The 22,552-nt window shown below is 72.8% G+C and carries 22 protein-coding genes; 7 read left to right on the top strand and 15 right to left on the bottom strand.

Annotation, left to right across the window (positions count from 1 at the left end):
• Positions 1 to 122: 122 nt before the first annotated feature.
• Genes ABZ883_RS03520 through ABZ883_RS03500 form a run of 5 tightly spaced genes read right to left on the bottom strand, consistent with a single transcriptional unit; the run spans position 123 to position 4,491 of the window.
• The gene (locus ABZ883_RS03520) at positions 123 to 1,550 is read right to left on the bottom strand and encodes a cytochrome P450 (RefSeq protein ID WP_360900764.1); all 1,428 of its coding nucleotides are present in this window, start codon (positions 1,548 to 1,550) and stop codon (positions 123 to 125) included.
• On the bottom strand, positions 1,547 to 2,173 hold the full coding sequence (locus ABZ883_RS03515; protein WP_360900761.1) for an ATP/GTP-binding protein: 627 nt from the start codon (positions 2,171 to 2,173) through the stop codon (positions 1,547 to 1,549). Before ABZ883_RS03515 ends, ABZ883_RS03520 begins: the two co-directional genes overlap by 4 nt.
• Entirely contained in the window at positions 2,154 to 2,513 is a 360-nt protein-coding gene (locus ABZ883_RS03510) for a DUF742 domain-containing protein (RefSeq protein ID WP_360900759.1), read from the bottom strand. Before ABZ883_RS03510 ends, ABZ883_RS03515 begins: the two co-directional genes overlap by 20 nt.
• Positions 2,510 to 2,896, bottom strand: a complete 387-nt coding sequence (locus ABZ883_RS03505; RefSeq protein WP_360901624.1) for a roadblock/LC7 domain-containing protein — start codon at positions 2,894 to 2,896, stop codon at positions 2,510 to 2,512. Before ABZ883_RS03505 ends, ABZ883_RS03510 begins: the two co-directional genes overlap by 4 nt.
• A 23-nt stretch (positions 2,897 to 2,919) precedes the next feature.
• Positions 2,920 to 4,491 carry an ATP-binding protein gene (locus tag ABZ883_RS03500; RefSeq protein ID WP_360901621.1) on the bottom strand — a complete coding sequence of 524 codons (1,572 nt, stop codon included), beginning with the start codon at positions 4,489 to 4,491 and terminating at the stop codon, positions 2,920 to 2,922.
• Between the two features lie 917 nt (positions 4,492 to 5,408).
• On the opposite strand from ABZ883_RS03500, the gene ABZ883_RS03495 reads away from it, so the two are divergent.
• A complete protein-coding gene (locus ABZ883_RS03495; protein WP_360900756.1) occupies positions 5,409 to 7,892 on the top strand; it encodes a SpoIIE family protein phosphatase in 2,484 nt (827 codons plus the stop codon).
• A gap of 154 nt (positions 7,893 to 8,046) precedes the next feature.
• Positions 8,047 to 9,033 carry a sigma-70 family RNA polymerase sigma factor gene (locus ABZ883_RS03490; protein ID WP_360900753.1) on the top strand — a complete coding sequence of 329 codons (987 nt, stop codon included), beginning with the start codon at positions 8,047 to 8,049 and terminating at the stop codon, positions 9,031 to 9,033.
• Here ABZ883_RS03490 and ABZ883_RS03485 read toward each other — a convergent pair.
• From ABZ883_RS03485 to rho, 3 genes are all read right to left on the bottom strand, one after another.
• Positions 8,935 to 9,354, bottom strand: coding sequence for an STAS domain-containing protein (locus tag ABZ883_RS03485; RefSeq protein WP_360900750.1), 420 nt, complete (start codon positions 9,352 to 9,354; stop codon positions 8,935 to 8,937). The two genes, ABZ883_RS03490 and ABZ883_RS03485, sit on opposite strands and share 99 nt — an antisense overlap.
• A gap of 72 nt (positions 9,355 to 9,426) precedes the next feature.
• Positions 9,427 to 9,996 (bottom strand): histone deacetylase, encoded by a 570-nt coding sequence (locus ABZ883_RS03480; RefSeq protein ID WP_360901618.1) that lies wholly within the window; start codon positions 9,994 to 9,996, stop codon positions 9,427 to 9,429.
• A gap of 119 nt (positions 9,997 to 10,115) precedes the next feature.
• Positions 10,116 to 11,267 carry a transcription termination factor Rho gene (gene rho, locus ABZ883_RS03475; protein WP_360900747.1) on the bottom strand — a complete coding sequence of 384 codons (1,152 nt, stop codon included), beginning with the start codon at positions 11,265 to 11,267 and terminating at the stop codon, positions 10,116 to 10,118.
• A gap of 368 nt (positions 11,268 to 11,635) precedes the next feature.
• Here rho and ABZ883_RS03470 point away from each other — a divergent pair, with 368 nt between their 5' ends.
• The 3 genes from ABZ883_RS03470 to ABZ883_RS03460 are packed head-to-tail and all read left to right on the top strand — an operon-like array spanning position 11,636 to position 14,493.
• The gene (locus tag ABZ883_RS03470) at positions 11,636 to 11,947 is read left to right on the top strand and encodes a CU044_2847 family protein (protein WP_360900744.1); all 312 of its coding nucleotides are present in this window, start codon (positions 11,636 to 11,638) and stop codon (positions 11,945 to 11,947) included.
• 3 nt (positions 11,948 to 11,950) lie between these two features.
• The gene (locus ABZ883_RS03465; protein ID WP_360900741.1) at positions 11,951 to 12,745 is read left to right on the top strand and encodes a serine protease; all 795 of its coding nucleotides are present in this window, start codon (positions 11,951 to 11,953) and stop codon (positions 12,743 to 12,745) included.
• Positions 12,742 to 14,493: a hypothetical protein gene (locus ABZ883_RS03460; protein ID WP_360900738.1), complete on the top strand. Its 1,752-nt coding sequence runs from the start codon at positions 12,742 to 12,744 to the stop codon at positions 14,491 to 14,493. Before ABZ883_RS03465 ends, ABZ883_RS03460 begins: the two co-directional genes overlap by 4 nt.
• 30 nt (positions 14,494 to 14,523) lie before the next feature.
• Here the strand turns inward: ABZ883_RS03460 and ABZ883_RS03455 are convergent, their stop codons facing one another.
• Together ABZ883_RS03455 and ABZ883_RS03450 are read right to left on the bottom strand one after the other, a co-directional pair.
• Entirely contained in the window at positions 14,524 to 14,946 is a 423-nt protein-coding gene (locus ABZ883_RS03455; RefSeq protein ID WP_360900735.1) for an NUDIX domain-containing protein, read from the bottom strand.
• Positions 14,943 to 15,845 (bottom strand): radical SAM protein, encoded by a 903-nt coding sequence (locus ABZ883_RS03450; RefSeq protein ID WP_360900731.1) that lies wholly within the window; start codon positions 15,843 to 15,845, stop codon positions 14,943 to 14,945. Before ABZ883_RS03450 ends, ABZ883_RS03455 begins: the two co-directional genes overlap by 4 nt.
• A 144-nt stretch (positions 15,846 to 15,989) precedes the next feature.
• On the opposite strand from ABZ883_RS03450, the gene ABZ883_RS03445 reads away from it, so the two are divergent.
• Positions 15,990 to 16,349 carry a hypothetical protein gene (locus ABZ883_RS03445; RefSeq protein WP_360900728.1) on the top strand — a complete coding sequence of 120 codons (360 nt, stop codon included), beginning with the start codon at positions 15,990 to 15,992 and terminating at the stop codon, positions 16,347 to 16,349.
• Here ABZ883_RS03445 and ABZ883_RS03440 read toward each other — a convergent pair.
• From ABZ883_RS03440 to ABZ883_RS03430, 3 genes are all read right to left on the bottom strand, one after another.
• Positions 16,339 to 17,109: a hypothetical protein gene (locus ABZ883_RS03440; protein ID WP_360900725.1), complete on the bottom strand. Its 771-nt coding sequence runs from the start codon at positions 17,107 to 17,109 to the stop codon at positions 16,339 to 16,341. The genes ABZ883_RS03445 and ABZ883_RS03440 overlap by 11 nt on opposite strands.
• Before the next feature lie 70 nt (positions 17,110 to 17,179).
• Positions 17,180 to 18,004: a hypothetical protein gene (locus ABZ883_RS03435; protein ID WP_360900723.1), complete on the bottom strand. Its 825-nt coding sequence runs from the start codon at positions 18,002 to 18,004 to the stop codon at positions 17,180 to 17,182.
• Complete coding sequence (locus ABZ883_RS03430) at positions 17,982 to 18,515, bottom strand: SigE family RNA polymerase sigma factor (protein ID WP_360900720.1); 534 nt, start codon at positions 18,513 to 18,515, stop codon at positions 17,982 to 17,984. The genes ABZ883_RS03435 and ABZ883_RS03430 overlap by 23 nt, the downstream gene beginning before the upstream one ends.
• A 1,051-nt stretch (positions 18,516 to 19,566) precedes the next feature.
• Here ABZ883_RS03430 and ABZ883_RS03425 point away from each other — a divergent pair.
• Complete coding sequence (locus ABZ883_RS03425) at positions 19,567 to 20,091, top strand: TerD family protein (protein WP_360900717.1); 525 nt, start codon at positions 19,567 to 19,569, stop codon at positions 20,089 to 20,091.
• A gap of 70 nt (positions 20,092 to 20,161) precedes the next feature.
• Here ABZ883_RS03425 and gdhA read toward each other — a convergent pair whose 3' ends face one another.
• Positions 20,162 to 21,508 (bottom strand): NADP-specific glutamate dehydrogenase, encoded by a 1,347-nt coding sequence (gene gdhA, locus ABZ883_RS03420; protein ID WP_360900714.1) that lies wholly within the window; start codon positions 21,506 to 21,508, stop codon positions 20,162 to 20,164.
• 143 nt (positions 21,509 to 21,651) lie between these two features.
• Complete coding sequence (locus ABZ883_RS03415; protein ID WP_360900711.1) at positions 21,652 to 22,392, bottom strand: sulfite exporter TauE/SafE family protein; 741 nt, start codon at positions 22,390 to 22,392, stop codon at positions 21,652 to 21,654.
• Positions 22,393 to 22,552 lie beyond the last annotated feature (160 nt).

Genomic DNA, 22,552 nt, shown 5'->3' with positions numbered 1-22,552 from the left:
GCGCATGACCCTGCCACGACCAGGGGACATGGAGGTACCGGGAGCGAACAAGCGCACGGCGGGCGCACAGGCGCATTCGCCCGTGCGCCCGCCGTGCGCGGGTCACAGAATGAGACGCCTGCCTAACGCCTCAGCCAGTCCGTGAGGATCCGCCACCACGTCCGCCGCGGCGCCTGGGGCGGGAAGGCCGGCTGCGGCGGAAGTGTCTGCTGCGGCGCCACGACCGGCGCGGGCTGCGGCAGTGGCTGGGGCACCACGTCCTGCTGCGCCGACGGCCTGGGAACAGCCGCCCTCTCCTCCTCGCGCTGCGGCCGGCGCGGGGTGAACTCCGCCGGGAGCTCCAGCAGATGGCGGGAGGTCCAGGACGGGACGCGCACCAGCGCGTCCTCCTCGACCGCCAGGTTCAGGTCCGGCAGCCGGCCCAGCAGGACGTCGATGCCCGTCTCCGCGATGGCACGGCCGATGTCCTGCCCCGGGCACTCGTGCGGACCGCCGCCGAAGGCCAGGTGGGAACGGTTGCCGTGCATGGAGGCGGCGAGGTCCGGGCGGATCGCCGGGTCGGTGTTGCCGGCCGCGAGCCCGAGAAGGAGCATGTCCCCCTCCTCGATGTGCTGGCCGCCCAGCTCCATCGGGCCCGTGGCGTAGCGGCCCGGCATCACCCACAGCGGAGGCTGGTCCCAGAGCACCTGCTCCAGACCGTCCGGCAGCGTCATGTGCCCGCCGGAGAGGTTGCCGCGGAAACGCGGGTCGGTGAGCACCAGCTTGATCATGTCGGCGATCAGATTGGCCGTGGTCTCGTTGGCCGCGACGAGCACCAGCCGCAGGTGCTGCACCACCTCGTCGTCGCTGAGGTCCGCCTCGTCCTCGATCAGCCAGGAGGCCAGGTCGTAGCCGGGCCTCTCGTGCTTCTCCGCCACCAGCCTGGTCAGTGCCTCCAGGATGTAGCCGTAACTGGCGAGCGAGGTCTCGGTGCCCTTCATCAGGTCACGGCACGCCTCGGCCAGACGCGGGCCGTCCTGTTCCGGCAGGCCCAGCAGGTTCGTGAGCACGAGGACCGGCAGGAGCTCGGCGAACTGGCCGACGAGGTCCGCCTTGCCCGTCGCGCAGAACTCGTCCGCCAGCAGGTGCGTCACCCGTGTGACATGGCGCCGGATGCCGTGCCGGTTGAACCGGCCCAGGCCCCGGCTGACCGCACCGCGCAACCGCTTCTGGGCGTCGCCGTCATTGAAGTTGACCAGCGGCTGCCACATGATCGTCGGCGCGATCGGGTGCTCCGGCGGGACCTTGCCCTCCTGAACGGCGTGCCAGCGCCGGGAGTCGGAGGAGAAGCGCGACGGCGTGCGCAGCACCTCCAGGTTCTCCCGGTAGCCGAGCACCAGCCAGGCGGGCAGGTCCCCGTGGACCAGGACCGGGGCGATCGCCCCGTGTTCGGCGCGCAGCTTCTCGTACACGCCCATCGGGTCGGCCTCGGCCTCGGCGCCGTACAGCCGCCGCGCGCCGCCGACGCCGTGCGCGGCGTGGGCCGGGCATTCGGGGGGTGGAGTGGTCACGATGCCTCCGTGGTAGCGGCAAGGGAGTGCAGATATCGCATCAAGGTCATCAGCACATCGCGGCTGGACTCCCGCTTGCGGGCGTCGCAGTCCACGATCGGCACGTGCGGAGGGAGGTCGAGCGCGGACCGCAGGTCCTCGACCGGGTGGCGGGGCGCCTCGGGGAAGGTGTTGATCGCGACGACGAAGGGCACCCCGCGCTCCTCCAGCCGGCCGATCACATCGAAACTGACCTCCAGCCGGCGGGTGTCCACGAGCACCACAGCGCCCAGGGCCCCCTCGAACAGGCCGTTCCACAGGAACCAGAAGCGCTGCTGGCCCGGTGTGCCGAAGAGGTAGAGCACCAGCTCCTGGTTGATGCTGATCCGGCCGAAGTCCATCGCGACGGTGGTGGCCGTCTTGCGTTCGACCCCGGCGATGTCGTCCACGCCGACACCCGCCTGGGTCATGGTCTCCTCGGTGGTCAGCGGACGGATCTCGCTGACCGAGCCGACCAGGGTCGTCTTGCCGACCCCGAAGCCCCCGACGATCACTATCTTGACCGCGGCGGTGGCGGATTCCGGCAGTACGTCCTCGCTGCGCGGTCCGGGGACCGCCAGCGGGTCAGAGCTTCTCAAGTCCATGTATCACCGCCTCGATAAGAGCGACATCGGGAAGTTGCGCGGGGGGCACGGGCGACCGCGCCTCGACCCGCTTCTCGGCCAGGAGGTCGAGCAGGAGCACCGTGACCACGCTCACCGGCAGGCCCAGGTACGCGGAGATCTCCGCGACCGAGAGCGGCGAGCTGCACAACCGCACGATCGCCGCCTGCTCGGGGGGCATCCCCGGCGGTGGTCCGGTCCGTGACCGGACGAGCGTGACCAGGTCGAGGACGGAACCACCGGACGTCCCACTGCGGCCCCGGGTGATCACGTAGAGCCGTTCCGGGCTCCCTTCCTCCCATCCCTGGTCCGCTTCGCTCATCCTGCCTGCCCGTCATTGCGGGGAGGGCTGCTGAGGTGCTCGCCGATACGGGCGACGAGGTCGCGCATGCGCTGCCCCATCAGCCCGGCGTCGACGCCCTCGTCCGCCAGCACCGCGAGGTAGGCGCCCGCACCGGCGGCCATGAGGTAGAAGAACCCGCCCGACATCTCGATCACGACCAGCCGCATGCGCCCGTCACCGTGCGGGAACTCGGTGGCGACGGCCGCCGCCAGGCTCTGCAGCCCGGCACAGGCGGCGGCCAGCCGGTCCGCCGTGTCCGTGTCCGCCCCCCACTGGGCCATGCGCAAGCCGTCCGCCGAGAGAACCACCACATGGCGGGTCTGCGGAACGCTGGTCGCCAGGTCCTTGAGCATCCAGTCCATGTTGGCCCGCTGCTGAATCACGGCTACTCACCCTTATCTAACGACTCGTCACTCTTGACGGGAGCGGCAGGCGGCGTCTCACCGGACACGCCGCTCTGGAAAGCGGCCAGCCACATGCCCGGCTGCACCGGCTCGCCGGCCGACGGCTTGGCATGGGAAGCGGTGACGGAACCGGCAGGGGACGCGGACCCCGTACGGGCGACCGGGGCCGGGGGAGTCGCGCGCCGACGGCGCTGCGGCAGTCCGTTCGGGGTGCGTTCGTGCACCACGGGGATCTCGTCCGCCATCTCGGACGACACCGTCCCGGCCGTCAGCGTCTCCGACCGGCGGGGGCCGGTGGCCGGCCGGGGCTCCGTCCCGTCGCCGTCCGGGTCGCTCCCGGAACGGGGGGCGGGCACCGGACGGGGACCGGACGCGGCGCCGATGCCGTGGGCCAGGCCCGTCGCGTTGGTCATCGTCGTGATCAGTTCCTGCGGCACGACCAGCACCGCGCGGACACCGCCGTACGCCGAGGAGCGCAGCGAGACCTGGAAGCCGTAGGCCTTCGACAGGCGGCCGACGACCGCGAGGCCGAGCCGCGGGGTCTCCCCCAGGCCGTTGAGGTCGATGCCCGCCTGGGCCTCGGCGAGCATCTGCTCGGCGCGCAGCCGGGCCTCCTCGCTGAGGCTGACGCCGCCGTCCTCGATCTCGATCGCGATGCCGGACTGCACCTCGACCGCGGTGACGTGCACGCGGGTCTGGGGCGGGGAGTAGCGGGTGGCGTTGTCGAGCAGTTCCGCGGCCGCGTGGATCAGCGGCTCGACAGCGGGGCCGATGATCGCCACCTCGGAGACCGAGTGCAGCTCGATGCGCTGGTAGTCGATGATGCGCGACATGGCGCCGCGCAGCACGCTGAACAGCGGTACGGACTTGCTCCACTGGCGGCCGGGCCGGGCGCCGCCGAGGACGGCGATGCTGTCCGCGAGGCGGCCGATGAGCGCGGTGCCGTGGTCGAGCTTGAGCAGGTCGCCGAAGACCTCAGGGCTCTGCCCGTGCCGGTCCTCCATGTTGCGCAGGTCGCTGGCCTGCTGGTGGACGATGGCCTGCACCCGGCGGGCGATGTTGACGAACGCGCGCTGCGAGGACTCGCGGATGTCCTCCTCCGCGGAGACCGCGCCGAGTGTGGCGCGGATCAACGCCTGGTGCGCGCCCAGGAATTCGGGGGTGAGGCCCTCGGGCCGGGTCTCGACGGCCGCCAGCACGTCCTCCATGAACTCGCCGCGCTGCAGGCGGGCCATCGCCGCGGGCACCTGTTCACGGGCGAGCCGCAGGGTCTCGGCCTCCTGCTGGGACAGCCGGTACTGCAACTCGGCGGCCTGACGGGCGGCTTGCTCACGCAAGTCCTCGTTGAGGGCTCCGCGGCGGGCGACTTCGACCGCCAGCACGGCGACGGCCACGGTGGCGGTCACACCGCACCAGAAGACCGCCTCCCTCGCTCCCGCCGGGACGGTCCAAACGGCGACGGCCGTGACCGCCGCGACTATGACGGCCGGCAATAACCACGCGGACGTGGCGGCAGGCCGGCGGTCTCCGGGGGACGATCCAGCACGAACCATCGGCATCCTCAGGTGAACGCGGGACAGGGACAACAACAGGAGCACGAACACGGATTCGGCGTCGGCGGCGCACAGATGCCGGACACATCACCACAAGTGCCGTGACCAGCTGTAATTGCTACAACACGCTGAGCCGCACGTAGCATAGCCAACTTCCGATCGTGGCCGATGCCCCGTCATATTGCCTATGGCACATGCTGTTTGACGTATCGATACCGGCTCGGGCGTCGTCGCGCAAACCCCCCGCGATGATCACGCCACGACCGGTCACCGCTCGCGCCGGTCCCGGTGGGCGGCGGACGCGGACGTTCCGCCGGAGTGGCGGGGCGGGGTCCCGGAGGGGTCCGGGGCGGGCGGGCGGACGTCCCGGAGGGCCGCGGCCGCGCCCCCCGCGACAAGCGCTTTCCCACGTCAGGGACCCTCGGCCGCGAACCCCGGGCACCCGGGCGGGCCGCCGCCCGTCCGCCGCCGGGACCGCCGCGGCCACCGCCGGGGAGGACCCCCCGTACGTGACGGGCCGGGCGCCGCCCCCGCTGCCGGCCCGGCCGGGTCCGGGCGTCCGCGCCCCATGGACGCCGGCCCTGCCACACCCCCGCGCCGCGACCGGGCGCGCCGCGCAGGCGACCACGTGCTTCATCCGTACGAGTGACGGGGACTTGCGCCCGGCCGAAAACAATGGGATGCGGGTCCCCGGAGGGCCGGGGGCGACCGTCAACAGCACATGCGATCGTTACCTCGCCCGGGTGAGTCACGAGCGCGGCGACCACTCGGACTACGCCACTCCGCCCGCCCGGACCCCCTCGCGCGACCACTCCGCCGTACGCCTGCCACCGCACGCCGCGGGCCCGCCGCCCGGGGCGGCCCGGCCGGCGGTCCTCCGGGGTCCCGGCAGGCCCCGCCCGCCGCGAAGACCTAGCATGAAAGTCACGTTCCCGCAGAAATGGGGCACCGTGATGGTCACCCCCAAGGAAGGTGCGCCGGACCCCTCGATGGCGCCGTTCGACATGGGCTTCGCGGCGTCGATGGTGGTCGACGCCCACGGCACCGTGGTCGCCTGGACGCCCGCGGCGGAGAATCTGCTGGGCTGGTCGGCCGCCGAGGTGGTGGGCCGCCCGGCCGGGATGCTGCTCGCCTCCCCCCACCACGCCGCAAGCGCCCGCGACATCGCGGACCAGTGCCGCATCCGCGACGCCTGGGGCGGTCTGGTGGCCGCCCGGCACCGCGACGGACACCGGCTGGAACTGGGCGTACGGGTGTCGGCACTGTCCGACACGGGGGAAGGCGACCGCTGGCTGCTGTCCGGCATCGACCTGGCCCACAGCCCGTCGTGGGCGGTCAGCGGCACCGTGCTGGAGGCCTTCCTGACCCGCTCGCCGATCGGCATGGCCGTGCTCAGCCCGGAACTGCGCTACGTGTGGATGAACGAGACCCTGGAGCGCTTCAGCGGCGTCCCCGGCGAGGAGCGCATCGGCGGCCGGATGGGGGACTCCCTGCCCGGCATCGACACCGACCCCATCGAGAAGGTCATGCGCAAGGTGCTGGCCACCGGCCGGCCGGTGATCGACTACGAGTACCGGGGCTGGACCCTGGCCGCGCCGCACCAGGAGCACGTGTACTCGACCTCGTTCTTCCGCCTGGACGACGGCGACGGCCGCGTCATGGGCGTCTGCTACATGGCCATGGACGTCACCGACCGCTCCAAGGCACGCGAACGCCTCGCCCTGCTCAATGTGGCCGGCGCCTGCGTCGGCACGACCCTCGACATCCGCCAGACCGCGCAGGAACTGGCGGATGTGGCGGTCCCCAGGCTCGCCGACTTCGTCACCGTCGACCTGCTGGAGGGCGTGCTGCGCGGCGACGAGCCGCCGCGCGGCCGTTCCCTGCGCGCCACCGCGCTGCGCCGCGCCGGGTTGAGCTCGGTGCGCAAGGGCGTCCCCGAGGCGGTGGCCCGGGTCGGCGAGCCCATCCGGGCCACCGCGGACTCCCCGTACGTGTGCTGCATGGCCGAGGGCCGCTCCTTCCTGCGTTCCGACTTCGACGTGGACGAGGCGACCTGGCTGCTCGGGGACCCCGCCAGGGACGCCAAGATCCGCGAGTACGGGATGAGCACGGCGATGTGGGTGCCGCTGCGCGCCCGCGGCAATGTGCTGGGCGTGGTCACCTTCGTCCGCGGCGGACGGCCCGACCCCTACGAACGCGACGACGTGCTGCTCGCCGAGGAACTGGCCTCGCGCGCCGCGGTGTGCGTGGACAACGCCCGCCGCTGGACCCGCGAGCACGAGGCCGCCCTCGCGCTCCAGCGCAGCCTGCTGCCGCACGCGCTGACCGGCGGCATCGCCATGGAGGTCGCCTCCCGCTACCTGCCCACCGACGTCCAGGACGGGGTCGGGGGCGACTGGTTCGACGTCATCCCGCTCTCCGGGGCACGGGTGGCCCTCGTCGTGGGCGACGTGGTCGGGCACGGCCTCACCGCGGCGGCGACCATGGGACGGCTGCGCACGGCCGTGCACACCCTCGCCGACATGGACCTGCCGCCCGAGGAACTCCTGGCCCACCTCGACGACCTGGTCATCCGGCTCACCGAGGAGGACGGCGCCGACGGCGCGGTGGCCACCGCCGTACTCGGCGCGACCTGCCTGTACGCCGTCTACGACCCGGTGACCGCCCGCCTGACGGCCGCGCGCGCCGGCCACCCGCCGCCGGCGATGCTGACACCCGACGGCACCGTCACCTTCCCCGAACTGCCCCCGGGACCGCCGCTGGGCCTGGGCGCGATGCCCTTCGAGTCGGCGGAGTTCGACCTGCCGGAGGGCACCGTCCTCGCCCTCTACACCAACGGGCTGCTGAAGGCCTTCGGCGAGGACCCCGACATCGGCCTGGACAAGCTCGCCCACGCCCTCGACCGGCCCGGACTGCCGCTGGACGACCTGTGCGCGGCCATCACCGGCTCGCTGCTGACCGGTCCGCCCGAGGACGACGTGGCCCTGCTCCTCGCCCGGACGCAGGCCCTCGGCCCCGGGGCGGTCGCCACCTGGGACCTGCCCTGCGACCCCGAAGTGGTCAGCTGCGCGCGGGGTCTGGCGGTGCGTCAGCTCTCCGCGTGGGGGCTGGAGGAGGTCGCGCCGGTCACCGAGCTGGTGGTCAGCGAACTGGTCACCAACGCCATCCGGCACGCCTCCGGGCCGATCCGGCTGCGGCTCATCCGGCACGCGGCGCTGATCTGCGAGGTCTACGACGGCAGCAACACCGTGCCGCGGCTGCGCCACGCGCGCACCACCGACGAGTCCGGCCGAGGACTGTTCCTGGTCGCCCAGTTCACCCGGCGCTGGGGGACCCGCTACACCGGCGACGGCAAACTCATGTGGGCGGAGCAGGAGCTTCCCGGCGCCGCCGCAGGCTGATCCCGCGGGCCGGGCCGGGGCGGGGCGGGGCGGGCGACGGGCGGGCGGTGTGCGGGGCGGGCCCGGATCCGCCAAGCCGGGGACCGCTGTCAGTGGGGTGTGCTGAAGTGGACTCCGTGGGCGGTCCCGGACCGACGGAAGGCGGAGAAGCCCCATGAGCGATCTCGCTGCACCACCCGACGTGGCGTCCGAGCTGGAACGCCACCGCACCGAGCTGACCGGCTACTGCTACCGCATGCTCGGCTCCCTCTTCGAGGCGGAGGACGCGGTCCAGGAGACCATGGTGCGGGCCTGGCGCGCGTACGACCGCTTCGAGGGCCGCTCCAGCCTGCGCTCGTGGCTGTACCGGATCGCCACCAACGTGTGCCTGGACGTGCTGGGCGGCGCTGGACGCCGGGCCCGGCCGATGGACCTGGCCTCCCCCGGCAGCGCCGAGGGACCGCTGCCCGGCGCGCTCCCCGACGCCGCCTGGATCTCGCCCGCCCCCGACGGGCGCGTCCTGCCGGAGACCGGCGACCCGGCCGAGGTCGCCGACCGGCGCGAGTCCGTGCGGCTGGCCTTCGTCGCCGCGCTCCAGCACCTCGCCCCGCGGCAGCGGGCCGTGCTCATCCTGCGGGAGGTGCTGGCCTGGAAGGCCGCCGAGGTCGCCGAACTGCTCGACACCACCGTCGCCTCCGTCAACAGCGCCCTCCAGCGCGCCCGCGCCACCCTCGCCGCGGCCGCCCCCGCCGCCGGCGACGCGGCCGCGCCCCTCGACGAGGAGCAGCGCGCACTGCTCGCCCGCTATGTGGCGGCCTTCGAGTCCTACGACCTGGACGCGCTCACCTCGCTGCTGCACGAGGACGCCACACTGTCCATGCCGCCCTACGAGCTGTGGCTGCTCGGCCCGGCGGAGATCCGGGCCTGGATGGCCGGCCACGGCCGCGGCTGCCGCGGATCACGGCTGCTGCCCGTCTCCGCCAACGGCATGCCGGGCTTCGCGCAGTACCGGCCGAGCGCGGCCGGCGGGCACGAGCCGTGGGCCCTGCAGGTCCTCGAGATCTCACAGGGCCGCATCACCGGGCTCAACTCCTTCCTCGACACCCAGCGGCTCTTCCCGCTCTTCGGCCTGCCCCCGCATCTGGAGCCCGGCCGGCCCTAGCGTCCCGGCGAGCCCCACCAGGGCGATCAGCTCCCGCAGTGGGCGCCCGGCCCCGCGCAGGACGACGCGGGCGCCCTGGCGACGGGCGGTGAGCTGCAACCGGGCCAAGGCGTCGATCAGCACGGCGTCCGGCTCGCCGGCCGGGCCGCTCACGTCGCAGACCACCGTGACGGGGGCGGCCGCGGTGGCGGTGCTGCCCTGGTGTTCCACCAGCAGGCACCGCAGCCGCTCGCACAGCACGGGGACCGCCTCCCGGGTCACCCTCGCGGGCAGTACGAGCACGGGGGACCCGCCGTCGGAGCGGGGCACGGGCTGGACCATGGGCGACCTCCTGCGACGGGCGTTCACCAGTAGGACCGCGTACGCCCGCGGAATCCATCGCCCCCGCCCCCGTCACCGCCGCGGCAGCGCCTCGATCTCCGCCGCCGTCCAGTCGCCGTCCGTGCACGCCGCGAGGTAGGCCGCGATCCCGTGCAGGTCCCACGCCCCGGACTCGAAGAGCCCCTCGGCGATGTGCCGCAGATAGGGCCCCGACGGCCGGACGTGCGCGACATCCCCCCGCGACCAGGGCGCGGTGAAGGTGAGCACCGGCAGCCCGTCGACGTCCCCCGGGTACAGCAGCGTCTCGTACCGTCCGTCGCCCAGGCGCGCCCGGCCGGTCCCCAGCACCGGCGCCAGGTCCAGGTCCCGGCCCGGCGCGCGATACATCTCCTGCGCCGCGATGTCCGCGAACTGGCCGGCCGTCACCAGGTGGGCCCGCGCCCGGACCACGCCGTCCGGCGCGTCCGCGTCGTAGAAGGCCCGGCCGCCCGACCACACGGGCGACTGCGTCGCGAAGTACATCCGGCCCGGCAGTTCCAGCGGCAGCGACCGCAACGGCGGCCGCGCGTCCCGGCAGCCCGGGTACTCCCGGCCGCCCCCTGGCGGGGAACCGCCCGCCAGATAGCTGTTCAGGCGGGCCATGTGCGTGTTGGAGCCGTACGAGGCGTACCAGACGAGGCCCGGCGGCTCCGTCCGCGTCCCGGCGGCGCGCCGCGCGTCCACACGTCGGGGTTCGGTCACGGCACCATGATGCGCCGCCGTCAGGCCGCCGGCACCGTGCCGCGGATCTGCCGCAGGAAGGCGGCGTTGTCGGGCGTCGCCCGCAGCCGGGCGAGCAGCGTCTCGAAGGAGCCGGTGCCGCCCTGCAGCGCCCGGCGCAGCCCGCGGGAGGCCGCCAACTCGGCTGGGGACAGCAGCAGTTCCTCGCGCCGCGTGCCGGACGGATGCACGTCGACCGCGGGGAAGACCCGGCGGTCCGCCAGGGCGCGGTCCAGCCGCAGCTCCATGTTGCCGGTGCTCTTCAGCTCCTCGAAGAAGTAGTCGTCCGCCCGCGAGCCGGTCTCGACCAGTGCCGTCGCCAGGATCGTCAGCGAACCCCCCTCCTCCGCCGAACGCGCCGCCCCGAACAGCCGCTTGGGACCGCTCAGTGCGGCGGCGTCCACGCCCCCGCTCAAGGTCCGGCCGCCCGACGACGCGGCGTTGTTGTGCGCCCGGCACAGCCGGGTCAGCGAGTCCAGCAGCACCACGACGTCCCGGCCCGTCTCGACGAGCCGCTTGGCCCGCTCGACGGCCAGCTCCGCCACCGCGATGTGCTGCCGGGGCGTGCGGTCGAAGGTCGAGGCGATCACCTCGCCCCGCACCGACCGCCGCATCTCGGTGACCTCCTCGGGGCGCTCGTCCAGCAGCACCACCATCAGGTGGCACTCCGGGTGGTTGTCGGCGACCGCGTCCGCGACGGCGCGCAGCAGCATGGTCTTGCCCGTCTTCGGCGGCGCCACGATCAGCCCGCGCTGCCCCTTGCCGACGGGCGCCAGCAGGTCCAGCACCCGCGTCGACAGGCCGCCCTTGGGCGACTCCAGGCGCAGCCGCTCCGACGGGTGAAGCGGCGTCAGGTCCGCGAAGTGCCGCCGCCCGCGCGCCACCTCGGCCGGCAGCCCGCCGACCCGGTCGACCGCGACGAGCGCCCGGCCCCGCCCGCTGCCGGCCGCGGCGCCCTCGACGGCGTCGCCCTTGCGCAGCCCGTACCGCCTGATCCGCTCGGACGGCACGGGAACGTCGTGCGGCCCCGGCGCGTAGCCGCCGACGCGCAGGAACCCCCGTCCCCCTTCGACGTCGAGGACACCGGCGACGGGCGTCCGCCGGTCGCCGTCGGACGGCGCCGCCGGGGTGGGTGTGGTGGTGGAAATGGTCATGTGGATTCCTCACGTGGAAGGGATCGCGCACGCGGCGGTACGAACCGCCGCGACAGGCGCGGAAGCAGAAGGGTCCGAAGGGCCCGGGAAGAACAGGAGCGGGAACGCGTACGCGGACGCCGTCGAAGGGCGGTCACGCGATTTTGCGGTCCGGCTGGACCAGCGGAAGAGGCACCGGCGCCGTCGAGGGGCGCACAGCCGTGCCATTCGCAGAGTAGCACCCCGTCCCGGATCCCGGGAGGGTGCTTGCGCCGTGGCCTTGTCGCTGCCGCGGGACCACGCAACTCGGCCCTGCCCGGATAGAATTCCTGTCCCGCACGTTCAGCTGCCGAACGCCGCGGTCGGCCATGCGTTCATGGGGGGCATCTGTGGCGGATGTGACAACGGTGCGCGTCGAGACCGTGGAAATCGATCATTCCGGCACGCGGCAGATCAGCGGCAGGACCCGCCCCACCCTCCCACTCGCGGAGCACACGCCCCAGGTCCGGGCGGCGATCAGCGCGGCGTCCGAGATCGTCCAGGACTCCCTGGAGAGCATGCGGCCGCGTGCGGGGTGGCAGGTCACCACGCTGGAGGTCACCTTCGGTGTCACGCTGGCAGCCGACACCAGCATCATCGTCTCCAAGGCCTCGGCTGCCGCGTCCTTCGAAGTCAAGCTGACCGTCGAACGCACGGAGTAGTCGGTGGACCCGGAGGAGGACTGGGTCGCGATCTCCCAGCGGGGGCGCCGCCTCGGCGGTGGGGTGCGGCTGACCCGGCGTCTCGTCCTCACCGCCTCCCACTGCCTCAACGGCATGCACGAGGACAACGGTGCGGTCCCCGGTCTGACCCTGCTGCCGGCGCACGGCGGCGAAGTGCCGGGCGTGGTGCACCGGCGCCTGCCCGACGCCGATCTCGCCCTGCTGGAGATGCGGCTTCCCGGGACTCCACCGCTGCCTGGGGTTTGTTTCGACAAAGCCGCGATGGGAGACCATTGGGAGGGTACGTACCGGCCGGAGAAGAACGATCCGTACCTGAACGGCGTCGTGGACCACCCGTCGCGCCCGTTCGACTCCGCCGCGACCACCGAGATCAGGGTTCTCCAGCTCCGCTGTCACCAGTTGCTCGGCGACTTCTCCGGCTACTCCGGAGGTCCGGTCACCCGGCCCACGCCGACCCGTGCCGTACTCGGCATCCTCACCGTCCAGATGATGGAGCGCATCCAGCAGCTCCTCGAACCGCGGCCGCCCGAGCACAGCACCAACGTCCTGTACGCGACGACGATCGCCGAGGCCATGAAGCGCTTCCCGGAACTCCAACTCGTCCGTCTGCTGGACCGCCTGCGCCCCGACGGCGACCGGCCGGGCGAGGGCCCCTTCGCCATCGAGGAGCGGACCCGCTGGAGCGACTTCGATGATCCCGGCTCGGCGCCCGACCTCATGGATCTCCAGTACGTGACGGCCATGGGGCCGTTCCCGGCCGCCAAGGCGTTCCCGTGATCAGGAACCTCGACGAGGCACTGGCGGTGGCAGTGCGCGCGGTCGAGGACGACGGCCGCCACCGTCAGGATCACGAGGCAGCTCTGCTCGCCTACGTCACCCAGCTCCACAGCGGGGACTCCGCGGACGGGGAGACGGACGACGACGGATCCACCGCCGGCCTCGCGTCCCGGCTCATCCACCTGTCGGCGCTGCTCCGGCGGATCGCCCTGCACGAACCCGCGGTGTCGCTGCTCGACCTGGCCCGCGACCGGTTGATGGACGCGGAGGAGCAGGGCGAGGCCGTGCGCTCCGCCGACTGGAACGCCCTGGCCGTCCTGCAGGCCGCCTACGGGCGGCTCGACGACGCGCGCGACAGCCTGGGAGCCGCGCTGGACACCGCGCGCACCGGCGAACCGGCCGACGCGCAGGAGGTCAAGGCGCTGGCGAACCTGGCGGCGGTGAGCATGCGCACGGGGGACGTCCGGCAGGCCGCCCGCTGGGCCGTCGAGGCCCGGGACGCGGCCGATCTCCAGGGCTCGGCCGAGGAGGCCGCCCAGGTGGAGACCCGCCTGCTGATCGCCTCGGTCATGGTCGGTGCCGCCCGGGCAGTCCGGGGCCCCGACCGGGGGGAGCGGCTGGAGGCGGCCGTGAAGGAGCTGGAACGGTGGACCCGGGTCCTGCTGGACGTCGCCGGCCCCGACCACCGGCGTTCCCTGGAGGCGATGGCCGCCCTGGCCCGCGCCGAGTTCGACGCGGCGTGTGCCACCCGGGAGACCGCCCGTGCCGAGCGGGCGGTCGAGGTACTGGAGACCGTGACCCAGCGGACCTCGGCCGGGCTCGGAGCGGATCACCCGCAGACCCTCACGGCCCTGGCCAATCTTGCCGCCGCAGAGTTCGAGGCCGCCGGCCTGTCCGCCCCTTCCGGGGAGCGGCGCGCCAGGGCCGAGTCGATCCTGGAGACCGTCGCACAGCAGACCTCGGCCACACTGGGCCACGACCACCCCCAGACACGGGCCGTGCTCTCCAATCTGGCCCGGATGCGGGGGGACTCCACGCCGGTCGTCGAGCTCGTGGAGCGCATCGACGCCACGTACACCCCACGGAACAACGCGCAACGCAACCAGGCCAAAACGCGGGCGATCGCCGGAGAGAAGCACCTCGTCCGGCTCATCGCCCACGCGGGGGCCTCGTACTTCCTCGAGTCGCCGCAGCGCTTCATGCCCGTGATCGTCCAGGCCCTGGAGAACCGGGTCCACTTCCATGTGATCGTCAGCAGCCCCTGGAACAATCTGGGCGTCTTCATCAAACGCGATGCGGCCTGGGAGAAGCCGACCGCGGAGAACGTCATCGAGCTGATCGAGGCAAGTGACTACTACAAGCACACGTTCCGGAAGGTCATCAAGGAGTACGAGCGACTGCGCACCCTGTACGGCGACCGGATCGAGCTGCGACTCACCCCCATGGACATCCCGGGCACCACGCTGCTCACCTCCGACGTCGGCTTCTTCGAGCCGTACATGACGGCCAACCCCGAGGACCGCACGCAACGGGGCATGGGGGCCTTCGAGATCGAGTTCGGCAAGGTCAGCCGGTACTACGCGCTCAGCGTCGACGCCTTCGAGACCCAATGGGAACTGGCCAGCACCCTCGAACAGTTCCGCGCGCACGAGTTCCAGCACAAGCAGCGGCTGCGCATGCTCCTGGGAACCCTCACCGACGACGCCGCCGCCAAGCCCGTCGCCCCGCCCGCGGGCGAGGCCGACTGAGAAACCCGCGGGCAAGCCGCCGCGGTCGGGTCACGGCACGTGCAGCAGATTCAGCCCGGCGGCGCGCAGTACACCGGCCGAGCCCACGAACAGAGCCTCAGGCAGCGCCTCCAACGGCCAGAACTCCCAGCGCTCGCAGCGGTGCGGCTCGCACACCATGGGGTCACCGCTGAAGGACATGACCTCCACACCGATCTGCAGGTGGTGATTGGCCAGCGGGTCCGGGTCCGTGACGTGCGCGACACGCATCTCCTGCGCCGCGATGCCCGTCTCCTCCTTCAATTCCCGCGCGGCGGCGGCGAGGAGCGTCTCACCGATCTCCACGTGGCCGCCGGGCAGCCCCCACGTGCCGTGGCCGAAGGTGTTCACGCGCAATCCCAGCAGAACCGAACCGCCGCGCCGCAGGACCGCCTGCACGCCCACCCGCACCGTCGGTTCCGCGGTTCCGCTCACGTCACGCCTCCGGGCAGGTCCGGGTAGGTCCGGGAGAAGTTGTCCGCGTTGCTGTCGGACGCCACCATGTCACCGATACCCCGTGCGACGGCTTCCCTCTCCTCGAAGAGGTGCCCGATCCGGCACTCCGCCCCGTCCTTGATCACCACGACCTGGCAGTCGGGGTCGATGAAGAGGTAGGTGCCGCTGCGGGTCTTGTTGCGGTACACCTCCAGCGTCACACCGCGGTACGCGGCGGCCTTCTCGCACCGCGACAGGGCCTCCTCGAACTCCCACTCCGAGACCGAAAGCCAATCGCGGTTGTCGGCGCCGTAGTTGGTCTCGGACATCTGGTAGATCTTCCACACGTCCGGCAGGCAGTCGTCGTCGATCAGTTGCAGCACTTCGGACGCGCCGCCCAGATTGCGCCGCGTGATGACGGTGCCGAGCTTCACCTTCACGTCGTACGGGTGCCGGCGCACCTCCTTCAGGAGGGCGAGCACCCGTTCCCTGTGCGGAGCGACGCCGGTGCGCAGAGCGGCGTGCTCACTCGCGTCCGCGGACTCCAGCGGCAGAGCGATCCACGACAGGTGCGGCAGGACGCGGTGCATGGCGGGCAGGGGCGCCAGCCCGTTGGTGGAGAGCACCACACGTGGCGCGTCCGTGCCCGAAGGATGATTCCTGTCGCCCAGCGCGGCCAGCAGATCCGCCAGATAGGGCAGCAGCGTCGGTTCGCCCCCGGACACCACCACGCCCCGCACGCCCGCCTCCCGGAGCACGTCCACGACGCGGAGGGCGTCCCGCTCGGACATCGTGGGAATCTCGTGGCGCGGTCCGAAGCAGAACGGGCAGCTCAGGTTGCACCTGCCCAAGGGGCGGAAGTCCACGTACGCCGGAAGCCTCAGGGGCGGTGCTGGCATGGCTCGGCGCTCTCCTGCCCTCGGCAGACCCAGCCGATCCGCTCGCCGGGCAGTGATTTCGCGGCCACTGTAACCGGAGCGGGGAGTCGCGGCGCGGCATTGACAAGGGTGTTACGTGCACTCGCACTCGCCGATACTGGGGTCATGCGCAAGGCATTCGCCCATGAGGCCGTCGTGGTCCTCGGGGCAGGTGGGGACGAGAGGGCGCCCGGGGGCGCGATCACCGTGGCGCTGTGCGGTGGGTGGGAGCACGAGGGGCCCTGCCCGCTCGCGGCGCATCACACGGCGGTGTCACCCGGGGAGGACGGGGGCCTGCGGCTGCGGGTGCTGTTCGCGGCGGAGCCGGCGGACGAGGCCGAGGTGCGGACCCGGATCGACGCGGCGCTGGCGGCGGGGGCGCTGGGCATCGAACCGGCCCCGGACACCCGGTGGGAGCTGCGGGCGAGCGGCCCGAGCCCCGTCCGCGAGGACGAGGCGGGGCACGCGGCGCGGCTCAGCGGCTGAGCCAGTCGGTGTCGCCCATGACGACGACGGGGTGCAGGGCCGGGTCCAGGGTGCGCAGGAGTGCGCGCATGTCGGGGCGGGGCAGGCTCACGCAGGCCTGGGTCGGGCCGCCGTGGTCGACGTGGAACCAGATGCCGCCGCCGCGTGAGGCGCCCAGGGGGCGGGTCCAGTCGCGGGGCGTGGTGCCGGGCCGCCGGTTGTAGTTGATGGCGACCACGTAGTCGAACGAGCCGGCCAGCGACTCGCCCTTGAAGCCGGTGCCGGAGATGGAGAAACCCCGTGGCGAGTGGTCGTAGGGGAGCCTGCTGCCGGGGTCGGGGAGCAGTCCGCCGGCGTCGGTGAGTCCGTAGACGCCCACGGGGGAGCGCAGGTCGCCGACGTGGTGGTCGGTGGTCCAGCCGTCGCGGGCGTTGTGGCCGGTCCAGGTGGGGCCGTCGCTCCAGCCGCCGTCGGGCCGGCGCTCGTGGACCACGACGTGGGAGACGGAGGAGTTCTTCCCCTCGCCCGTCACGACGACGACCTGGCGGGCGTCGGCCGGGACGGCCGCGAGGGTGCGCGGTCCGACACCGGGCAGCCGGGTGTCGACCGGCGTGGGCGTCGGGCTCGGTGCCGCCGGGGCGGACGCCGCGGCGGGCAGCGCGGCCGGCGAGACCGCGGTGGTCGGCGTCCCGCAGCCGGCGAGCAGTCCGGCTCCGGCCGCCACGGCCGCGAGCAGGGATATCGCGGAGCGGGCACCGCCGCGCGGCACGCGGTTGGGCATGACAAGGCCTTTCGATGTGAACGACGTGAGCGACTGTGAGTGATGTGCGGGACGACGAGAGCCGGGGCCGTCAGCCCTGGTGGAACTGCGCCGTCTTGAAGGCCTTGGTGACCGCCGTGATGGTGGCCTGCGACGGCTCGCGCAGGCAGATGTTGACGTTGAGCATCAGGGGCCGGTCCTTCTTCGTGGCGATGCCGCCCCACGCCTGCATCTCGGCGTCGCCGCCGAGGACCTGGCAGCCCTTGCCGGGCGCGGACGGTTGCACGACATCAAAACCGGTCTTGCCGTCCCCCTTCGTGTACAGCGTCTTGTAGATGTAGATCAGCGCCGCGCCCTTGCGCAGCCGGTCGACCGGCGGACAGGCCGAGTACCCCAGGTCGAGCGCGGGCTTGCAGGAGGGACCCTGGCTCAGGGGCTGCTGCGACACGAAGCCGATCATCATCGCCTTCCCGTCGAGCATGGTGAAGCCCTTCCAACCGGTCGGCAGTCGCAGCGTCAGCCCGTAGAGGTCCTTCAGTTCGACGGTCGTGGCCGTGTCACGGGCATGGCTGGGCGACTGCAGGGACGTCGGCCCGTTCGCGGGCGTGCTCGTGGGCTCGGCCGTGGCCGTGGCGGTCCCCGCGGCGGCGGGGGTAGCGACGTCCTGCCGGTGCGGGTCGGCGCCGCCGGTCAGACCGGCCATCGTGAGCACCCCGGCGCCGACGGCCGCCACCGCAGCCGTGGACAGCGCCGCCATCCGGCGCCGCCTGCGCCGCTGGACCCGGCGCCTGATCTGCGCCATCCGGTCGGTGGGGGCGAGGGGCTGCGGCACGGTCCGCTCCAGGAGCACGCTGAGCTCCCACTCGTCCTCGCCGCCCGGTTCCTGCTCGCGATCACGCGAAGTCCCGTTGCGCATGCCGCTCACCCCCTTCCGTCAGGCTGGGCACCGCCGCCAGTTCCTTGCGCAGCATGCCCAGCGCCTTGGCCGCCTGGCTCTTGACCGTGCCCGGCCGGCAGCCCAGCACCGCGGCGGTCTCCTCCACGCTCAGGTCCTCGAAGTAGCGGAGCACCACCACGGCCCGCTGCCGCGGCGGCAGCCGCCGTACGACGGCCGCCAGCGACTGCTCCAGGTCGACGGAGGCGAACGGGTCGCCCTCCGACGCCCCGGCGGGCACCTCGCCGTGCGGCACCTCCCCGCGCCAGCGCCGCTGCCACCACGACGAATGCGTGTTGACCAGCGCCTTGCGCACGTACGCCTCGGGGTTCTCGGCGGCTATCCCGCGCCATTTCGGCCAGACCTTCGCCAGCACCGTCTGCAGCAGGTCCTCCGCCAGGTGGGCGTCCCCCGTCAGCAGCCAGGCGACCCGGAGCAGCCTCGGCCCGCGCGCGGTGACGAACTCCTCGAAGTCCGGCGCCGCGTCCCTCACCGTGCTGTCCTCGCCATCGCATTCCTGTCCCTGAATCCGGCCTCACAACCGCCCAACCGGGTAGGGCGCCCGTTCGGTTGCCCCGGGGACGAAGATCGTTCGTTTTGCCTGGTCATTGCACTGCCCGCGGCCAATCGTGGGCACTGCCCGCTTATGCGGTAGACGGTCAGGTATACGCCATGGACAAACCGGACATGCGGGTGGACCCGCCCGCGGTGACGCGCCCGGCGGGGCAAGGCACGCCGCCGGTTCCTGCCGCCCGCCTCGGCGGCATCAGCAGCCCTGCAGCCTGCCGTTCGAGGCCGCCGGAACCGTCCCGGAGGGGGCTCCTCGCCTCGCGCAGCAGCGGTCGGGTGGGCGGCCCGCCGCTCCGTACGGCAGGCGCCGCGTGACACACATCACGCCGTCCAGCCCCACGAGCCCAACCGCTGCCGGCCCTCCCAGCAGCCTGCCGTTGGGGACCGCCGGACCACCGCCCCGGAGGGGGGCTCCTCGCCTTGCGCAGTCGCAGCCGTCGGCGACCTCGCGGATCAGCCCCAGCCAGGTCGGCGGCCCGGTGACGCACGCCACGTTCAAGGCCGCGGGAACCACCGTCCCGGAGGGTTGGAGGACTCGCCCCGTTCATCAGGGGGCTCCTCGCCCTGCGCATCGCAGCCGTCGGCGACCTCGCGGATCAACCCCAGCCGGGCAGGCGATCCGCTACCGGTCCGCCCGGCAGGCCCCGGCAGGCTGCCGTTCGGGAACGCCGCCTGCCCTGGCCACCATGGACCGGCGGTCGCGGCCGGGTGGCTGCAGCCCACGTACCGGAAGGCGCAGGCCACGGGCCGCTCGACCGCTCCGCGCCCAGGGCCCGTGCCGGGCAGCGGCACCATCCGGGCCAACCCCGGCTGACGCATCGTCAATCTCCCGACGGCGCACCCGGATCGCCCCTGCGCAGGCGCCCCCTCGACGTCCTCACCAGGTGATCTTGTGATCCGGGGGCGTTCCGTCGGAGACTCGAACTCCGCGTCCCCGCCCGCCGATTCACCCCGCACCGACGGAGGAACACGCAGTGAGCACCCTCAACAAGGGCGTCAACAAGGTCGAGGTCCGCCTCAAGTGGGATCCCAGCCCGCTCGGCTCCCCCACCCACGACCTCGACATCGTCGCCGCCACCTACCTCGCCACGTCCCCGCACGGCGAACCGGCGTACCTCGTGCACTTCGACAGCCGCTCGCCGGACGGCACGATCACGCTCAACCGCGACAGCAAGAACGGCAAGGGCCTGGGCGACGACGAGGTCATGACCCTCGAGTTCGACCGGCTCTCCCCGGCGTTCGGCCGGGTCGTCGTCGGCATAGCCATCCAGCAGGGCGACGGCCGGATCACCTTCGGCGATGTCGCGGGCACCCGCGTGCGCGTCGTCGAGGGCTACGCCGACCTCGCGGCGTCCGACTTCTCCGAGGTCGCCGGCTCCACCGCGGCCTCCCTCGGCGAGTTCGTCCGGGCCGCCTCGGGCGAGTGGCACTTCCACCCGGCCGTCCGCGGCCACGACACCGACCCCGGCTCGTTCGCCCGGGAGATGGGCGCCTCCTGAGGCCCCGCCCCGCCCCCGTACGTACGCGAAGGCCCGCCGTCGCGGCGGGCCTTCGCGTCCCGGCGGAGCCTCAGACGACACCCTGCGCGGTCATCGCCTCGGCCACCCGCAGGAAGCCCTCGATGTTGGCGCCGAGCACGTAGTCGTCACCGCTGCCGCCGTACGTCTCGGCGGTGGCCCGGCACTCGGCGTGCACGGACTGCATGACGGCGGCGAGCCGGGCCTCGGTCTGCGCGAACGTCCACACGTCGCGCGAGGCGTTCTGCTGCATCTCCAGCGCGGAGGTCGCGACACCGCCCGCGTTGGCGGCCTTGCCCGGCCCGAAGAGCACGCCGGCCTCGCGGAAGGTCTCGATCGCCTCGGGCGTGCAGGGCATGTTGGCGCCCTCGGCGACCGCCACGACGCCGTTCTTGACCAGGGCGCCGGCGTCCTGCCCGGCCAGCTCGTTCTGCGTCGCGCAGGGCAGCGCCACGTCGCAGGGCACGTCGAAGACCGAACCGCGCTCCGAATGGCGCGCCTTCGGCTTCGCCTCCGCGTACGCGGAGAGCCGGCCGCGGCGCAGCTCCTTGACCTCCTTCAGCAGCTCCAGGTCGATGCCGTCCTCGTCGACGACATAGCCCGAGGAGTCCGAGCAGGCCACGACGGTGCCGCCGAGGGCGCGCACCTTCTCGATCGCGTACACCGCGACATTGCCGGAGCCGGAGACGACCACCTTGCGGCCCTCGAAGCCCTCGCCGCGCGTGGCCAGCATCTCCTTGGCGAAGAACACCGCGCCGTAGCCGGTGGCCTCGGTGCGCGCGTGCGAACCGCCCCAGCCGATGCCCTTGCCGGTCAGGACGCCCGCCTCGAAGCGGTTGGTGATCCGCTTGTACTGGCCGAAGAGGTAGCCGATCTCCCGGCCGCCGACGCCGATGTCCCCGGCGGGGACGTCGGTGTGCTCGCCCAGGTGACGGTAGAGCTCGGTCATGAACGACTGGCAGAAGCGCATGACCTCGCCCTCGGAGCGGCCCTTGGGGTCGAAGTCGGAGCCGCCCTTGCCGCCGCCGATCGCCAGGCCCGTGAGCGCGTTCTTGAAGATCTGCTCGAAGCCCAGGAACTTCACGATGCCCAGGTTCACGGTGGGGTGGAAGCGCAGGCCGCCCTTGTACGGGCCGAGCGCACTGCTGAACTCCACCCGGAAGCCCCGGTTGACCTGCGGCCGGCCCTGGTCGTCCACCCACGGCACCCGGAAGATCACCTGCCGCTCCGGCTCGCACACCCGCTCCGCGATCCGTGCCTCCAGGTACTCCGGGTGCGCCTGCAGTGCCGGCGCCAGCGAGTGCAGCACCTCCCCCACCGCCTGGTGGAACTCGGGCTCGCCGGCGTTGCGCCGGCAGACCTCCCCGTAGACGGCCTCGATGTGTGCACTGACGTTCATGCGCGCCTTCTCTCGTCTTGACTCCCGGCCGTGCCCCGCTCGTGCGGCGCGCGACCGGCCGTTGCCGTGTCAACGAGTACGGATGGAGGAAGGCCATGTGTCAGCGGAGGGACAAGACCGGTCCCGGCGGCCGCGGACGTCCGTCAGAGTGTGACGAGACGCACGGCCGCGAGCAGGGTGAGCACGACCGTGACGCGTTCGAAGACCTTCGGGCTGATGCGGCTGATCGTCGCCCGGCCCGCGGCGGCCCCCGCGAGGACGGCGGGAGCGGTGAGCGCGCCGAAGGCCAGCGTGTCGGGGGTGATCAGGCCGAGGCCGACGCTGAACGGCACCTTGAAGGCGTTCAGCAGCAGGAAGAACCACGCGCTGGTGCCGAGGAAGCCCAGCATCGGCAGCCCGACGGCCAGGAAGTACAGCGCCATGATCGGTCCGGCCGCGTTCGCCGTCATCGTGGCGAACCCGGCGAGCACCCCGGCCCCCGCCGCGACGGCCCGGTGGTGCACCACGGGGTCCTCCGGCCCGCGGCGGCGGCTCCACCAGTGCACGGCGAGCATGAGCAGGAGCAGCGCGCCGATGAGTTCCCGCATCCGCGCGTCGTCGACCCGGCGCACCACCGCCGCGCCCAGCAGCACCCCCGCGACCACCCACGGGAACAGCCGCACCAGGCGGCCCCAGTCGGCGTGCCGCCGGTACGCCGCCACCGCCACCACGTCGCCGACCAGCAGCAGCGGCAGCAGCACCCCGGTTGACAGCTTCGCCGGCAGCACGAGCGCGAACAGCGCCACGCCCACCGTCCCGGCCCCGGACACCCCGGTCTTGGAGTAGCCGACGAGGAAGAGCGCGAGGAGCGCCACCGCCCACTGGGCGGCGTCCAGTGGCGGCATCACGGCCGCCCGGTCGATATGCGGATCACCCGGTCTTCTTATCCGCCCGCCGCTCCGCCCCGCCGGGCGGGGTCCTCTTCCGGGCACCTGGTGGACGCCTCGCCTTCACGGAGGCGGACCAACGTTTGGAGATGTTGTGAAACGTTGTGACCCTCCGGTA

The organism is Streptomyces sp. NPDC046977 (assembly GCF_040644455.1).
Lineage (GTDB): Bacteria > Actinomycetota > Actinomycetes > Streptomycetales > Streptomycetaceae > Actinacidiphila.
Note: the sequence above shows the minus strand (reverse complement) of the source record. Positions and strands in the feature narration are given on the sequence as shown.

What these genes read in the sequence shown, in the direction of transcription:
- ABZ883_RS03515 (WP_360900761.1), bottom strand. Translation starts at nt 2,173, where the DNA reads ATGGACTTGAGAAGCTCTGACCCGCTGGCGGTCCCCGGACCGCGCAGC.
- ABZ883_RS03510 (WP_360900759.1), bottom strand. Translation starts at nt 2,513, where the DNA reads ATGAGCGAAGCGGACCAGGGATGGGAGGAAGGGAGCCCGGAACGGCTC.
- ABZ883_RS03505 (WP_360901624.1), bottom strand. Translation starts at nt 2,896, where the DNA reads ATGGACTGGATGCTCAAGGACCTGGCGACCAGCGTTCCGCAGACCCGC.
- ABZ883_RS03500 (WP_360901621.1), bottom strand. Translation starts at nt 4,491, where the DNA reads ATGGTTCGTGCTGGATCGTCCCCCGGAGACCGCCGGCCTGCCGCCACG.
- ABZ883_RS03495 (WP_360900756.1), top strand. Translation starts at nt 5,409, where the DNA reads ATGAAAGTCACGTTCCCGCAGAAATGGGGCACCGTGATGGTCACCCCC.
- ABZ883_RS03490 (WP_360900753.1), top strand. Translation starts at nt 8,047, where the DNA reads ATGAGCGATCTCGCTGCACCACCCGACGTGGCGTCCGAGCTGGAACGC.
- ABZ883_RS03485 (WP_360900750.1), bottom strand. Translation starts at nt 9,354, where the DNA reads ATGGTCCAGCCCGTGCCCCGCTCCGACGGCGGGTCCCCCGTGCTCGTA.
- ABZ883_RS03480 (WP_360901618.1), bottom strand. Translation starts at nt 9,996, where the DNA reads ATGGCCCGCCTGAACAGCTATCTGGCGGGCGGTTCCCCGCCAGGGGGC.
- rho (WP_360900747.1), bottom strand. Translation starts at nt 11,267, where the DNA reads ATGACCATTTCCACCACCACACCCACCCCGGCGGCGCCGTCCGACGGC.
- ABZ883_RS03450 (WP_360900731.1), bottom strand. Translation starts at nt 15,845, where the DNA reads ATGCCAGCACCGCCCCTGAGGCTTCCGGCGTACGTGGACTTCCGCCCC.
- ABZ883_RS03445 (WP_360900728.1), top strand. Translation starts at nt 15,990, where the DNA reads ATGCGCAAGGCATTCGCCCATGAGGCCGTCGTGGTCCTCGGGGCAGGT.
- ABZ883_RS03440 (WP_360900725.1), bottom strand. Translation starts at nt 17,109, where the DNA reads ATGCCCAACCGCGTGCCGCGCGGCGGTGCCCGCTCCGCGATATCCCTG.
- ABZ883_RS03435 (WP_360900723.1), bottom strand. Translation starts at nt 18,004, where the DNA reads ATGCGCAACGGGACTTCGCGTGATCGCGAGCAGGAACCGGGCGGCGAG.
- gdhA (WP_360900714.1), bottom strand. Translation starts at nt 21,508, where the DNA reads ATGAACGTCAGTGCACACATCGAGGCCGTCTACGGGGAGGTCTGCCGG.
- ABZ883_RS03415 (WP_360900711.1), bottom strand. Translation starts at nt 22,392, where the DNA reads ATGCCGCCACTGGACGCCGCCCAGTGGGCGGTGGCGCTCCTCGCGCTC.